The organism is Streptomyces sp. NPDC001880 (assembly GCF_053594575.1).
Window position 1 is genome coordinate 1 of record NZ_JBSFET010000222.1, and the last position, 3,367, is coordinate 3,367.

The following is a 3,367-nucleotide window of genomic DNA, read 5'->3' on the forward strand; positions in this document are numbered from 1 at the left end:
ACCCGTCGAATACGAGACCAACTACTACCTCACCACCGCGAAACCCCAGGTCAAAACCACAATCTGAGATCTCTACCGAACCCGGGGCGGTTCACGAGAGGGCAAACGTTGCCTGATGCGGCACTAGGGCGCGTATTGGGTCGTGATCAACTGGTCGTCCTGGTGAGGTCTTTGATCCAGATCATCGAGGCTCGCAAGTGGAGGCCGGCGAGGTAGCTCTCCGGGGTCTTGTCGTACCGGCTGGCGATGCCCCGCCAGGCCTTCAACTTGTTGATCAGCCGCTCGACGGTGTTGCGCTCCTTGTAGAGAGCCGCGTCGTGACTGACCGGCCTGCCTCCTCGGCTGCCCTTCTTCTTGCGGTTGGCCGCCTGGTCCTTCTTCTCCGGGATCACTGCCCTGATGTTGCGTTTGCGCAGGTGAGAGCGGTTGCCGCGGGACGAGTAGGCCTTGTCTGCCGCGACGGCGTCGGGCCGGGTGCGGGGGCGGCCGACCGGGCCGCGGACCCGGACCTTCTCCAGCACGGGGATGAACTGCGGGCTGTCGGCTGCTTGTCCCGCGGTCAGCACGAACGCCAGCGGACGGCACTTGCGGTCGGCGGCGAGGTGGACCTTGCTGGTCTGCCCGCCCCGCGACCGTCCCAGGAGGGCTGTCTTCAGCCGGATTTTGCGGCGGCGCCGGACGCGTCGACGCTCCTCCCGTTCGGGATCCGCTTCGGCGTCCCGTCCGTTTTGTTCTTCGAGGTCGCCCCCTTTGACCTGGTCTTCTCCTCCTCGGCGGCAGCCTTCTCCAGGGCAGTGAGGACATCTGGGTCCAGGTGCATCCCGGCTGCGTCGTGGTGGGCGCGCGCGGTGGTGGAGTCGATGCTGACCAGCGACAGGTCGACCTCGCCCCGCTTCGCGGCCTCCGCGATCAACCCCTCCAGCAGGGCTTCGAACACGCCGGTGTCACGCCACTGCCGGAAGCGGTTGGAGACGGTCGACCAGGCGCCGAACTCCTGCGGCATCTCCCGCCACTGACCGCCGGTCGCGAACCGCCAGATCACGCCCTCGAACTGCTGCCGCAGGCGTTCGGGGTACGGGCCGTACTCGCCGATCGGCAGGTACGGCTCGATGAAATCCCATTCTTTGTCTGTCAGTTGCACGCGCGTCACACAAGACGATCTACCGGATCAGGCCTCGGTATGAGGGGCAAACCCAAAGATTGATCACGACTCGATACGCGCCCTAGCCGCGGACGGCCTCCGAGCAGCACATATAGCGGACGGTACGGGCTTGGCAACCCGCAGCGATACACGGTATCCAGCCACCTGATCACCGTCCTCTCGCCACGAGTCGCGCGCGTGACATGCGGTCCAACTTCGTTGGCAATCTGTCCAGGTTCGCAGGCGATCCTCGACGGCACCGTGCTGCCGATCGAGCGCATCGCCGCCGACCAGCCGTACTGCTCGGGGAGAAGAAGCATCACGGGATGAACGCGCAAGTCCTCGCGGATCCAGCCGGCCGTCTGATCTGGGCCTCGGACGCGCTGCCCGGAGCCGTGCACGATCTGTGCGGACGACGACATTGAGCTGTTTCCAATCTGACGGGAGGTTGGACGGGCGACCCCGGCAGCGGACATGAAGAAAGCCCCTGGTAGACGGGTTCACGACCAAGATCACCAGTCCGCCAGGAGCTTTCGCGTGCTTGTCTACCCGTCCGGCATCGATCTGTCCAGCCGCACCCTGCAGCACCTCTCCGGTCTCCTCGCAGGCCACCGCCGTCAAATCGGCTCCCGGTGGCGTCGCCTGACCTGTGGCCGGCAGGCCCTGCTCGTCCTGGCCCACCTTCGCTGCGGCGACACCTACGCCCGCCTCGCAGCAGGTTTCTGCGTCGGGATCGCGACGGTCTACCGATACATACGCGAGGCCGTCGACCTCCTGGCCGCTCGGGAACCCACGCTGAAACAGGCCATGACGACCGTGCGGAAGAAGTGCGGGCCATGTCCTCGGTGGTGAAGTGGATGCGTACCGGCATGGCACGGAGCATGTCCAGGATGTCGTTATTCGGGCTGGGCTAAATCGCGTCGACGCTCGCTCAGCCGCCCAGCCATCCTGGCCAAGATCCCACCGGATCGAAAACAAGCACTAAGGCAGGCGCCTTTGCGTGAGGCACTTCGGCGACCGCCGAAAGGCATTGAGCTTCCCCAGGTCCTGCGGCAAGGATCTGGGCGGCAACACGTACAGCGTGGACACCTGGCTGCTTCTCGGTGAAGCCTCCGGGCGTACGGGCCTGTCTGAATCACAAACCGTGAAGGGATGTTGATCATGCGCGCGAAGGCTGTTCGCACTACTCTCGCGGCCGTCACCGTGGTGGCCGCTCTGGGTACCGCAGGGACGACCCCGGCCGCCGCCGGTACGGCAGCTGCCAAGTATCCGGGGCAGGTCAAATGCCCCAAGGGTGACTACCAGCTCTGTATCGATGGCGGCCCCGGCGGCTTCACCATCAGCGGTAAGACCTTCTCCGGCCATCAGAACGCCATCCGCCTCAAGAACGTCTCGAACGTCAAGATCACCGGGAACACGTTCAAGAATCTCCGCGGCCCCGACGGCTTCGGCGGGGTCCACGTGCTGAACTCCTCCAAAATCGTGATCACGAAGAACACCTTCTCCAACCTGAAGAACAAGGGGAAGATGCACGGGGTCTACCTGGTCAAGACCTCGGGCAGCACCATCACCAGCAACGAGTTCTCATCCATCAGCGGCGACCCCGTCAGGATCAGAGACCGCAGCAGCAACAACAAGGTCAGCGGTAACACCTTCATCAAGTCCGGCACATACGCCATGTTCAGCGAGTGGCGCGACCCGGCAAAGGGCGAAGCCTGCGGGAGCGGCAACATCTTCAAGAACAACGATTATGGAATCGGCTACTACGGCAAGAGAATCTCTCTGATCGAGTGGGGCGGCTGGACCAAGAGAAACAAAACCACCTGGGGCCACTGCAGGAAGGCAAGCATCGTCAACAAGGGCGGCAACAAGCCGATTACCTGAGCCTTCGCGGATTTCGGCGCGGGCCGGGTGAACACCTTCCGCTCCGCCCGCGTGAGGGCCTCCAGGACCTTGCCGCGGCGCGGGGCCGGCTGCTGCTGCTCGTGATCGCTCATGCTTCCAGGGGCTCACGGCTCGCCTGTGGACAGAGGCGGGCGTCAGCGCAGTTGGCGGGTGCTGTCGGCGCCCGTCCGTACGGTGGAGGGCATGACGACGTCCTCCGCCCCCGAGCCGGTCCCGGTGCCCATCCGGGTGCTGCTGCCCGGGGACCAGGCGGTCGTCGCGTACCTGTGGTCCCGGCGGCAGGCCCGCGACGGCTGGTATCCCGGCTCGCGGGTGGCGCTC

Annotated in this window: 2 protein-coding genes and 2 pseudogenes; 3 read left to right on the forward strand and 1 reads right to left on the reverse strand. The window is 65.1% G+C overall.

Annotated features, from left to right (window positions below):
• Positions 1-146: 146 nt before the first annotated feature.
• Positions 147-1,150 (reverse strand): annotated as a pseudogene (locus tag ACWCQ6_RS36445) (IS5 family transposase).
• A 317-nt stretch (positions 1,151-1,467) separates the two neighbouring features.
• Here ACWCQ6_RS36445 and ACWCQ6_RS36450 point away from each other — a divergent pair.
• The 3 genes and pseudogenes from ACWCQ6_RS36450 (at position 1,468) to ACWCQ6_RS36460 (ending at position 3,025) form a co-directional block, all read left to right on the forward strand.
• Positions 1,468-1,566, forward strand: coding sequence for a hypothetical protein (locus ACWCQ6_RS36450; protein WP_451096701.1), 99 nt, complete (start codon positions 1,468-1,470; stop codon positions 1,564-1,566).
• Between the two features lie 112 nt (positions 1,567-1,678).
• Positions 1,679-1,966 (forward strand): annotated as a pseudogene (locus ACWCQ6_RS36455) (helix-turn-helix domain-containing protein); the annotation flags it as partial.
• Positions 1,967-2,293: 327 nt separating this feature from the next.
• Complete coding sequence (locus tag ACWCQ6_RS36460; RefSeq protein ID WP_451096703.1) at positions 2,294-3,025, forward strand: right-handed parallel beta-helix repeat-containing protein; 732 nt, start codon at positions 2,294-2,296, stop codon at positions 3,023-3,025.
• Positions 3,026-3,367 lie beyond the last annotated feature (342 nt).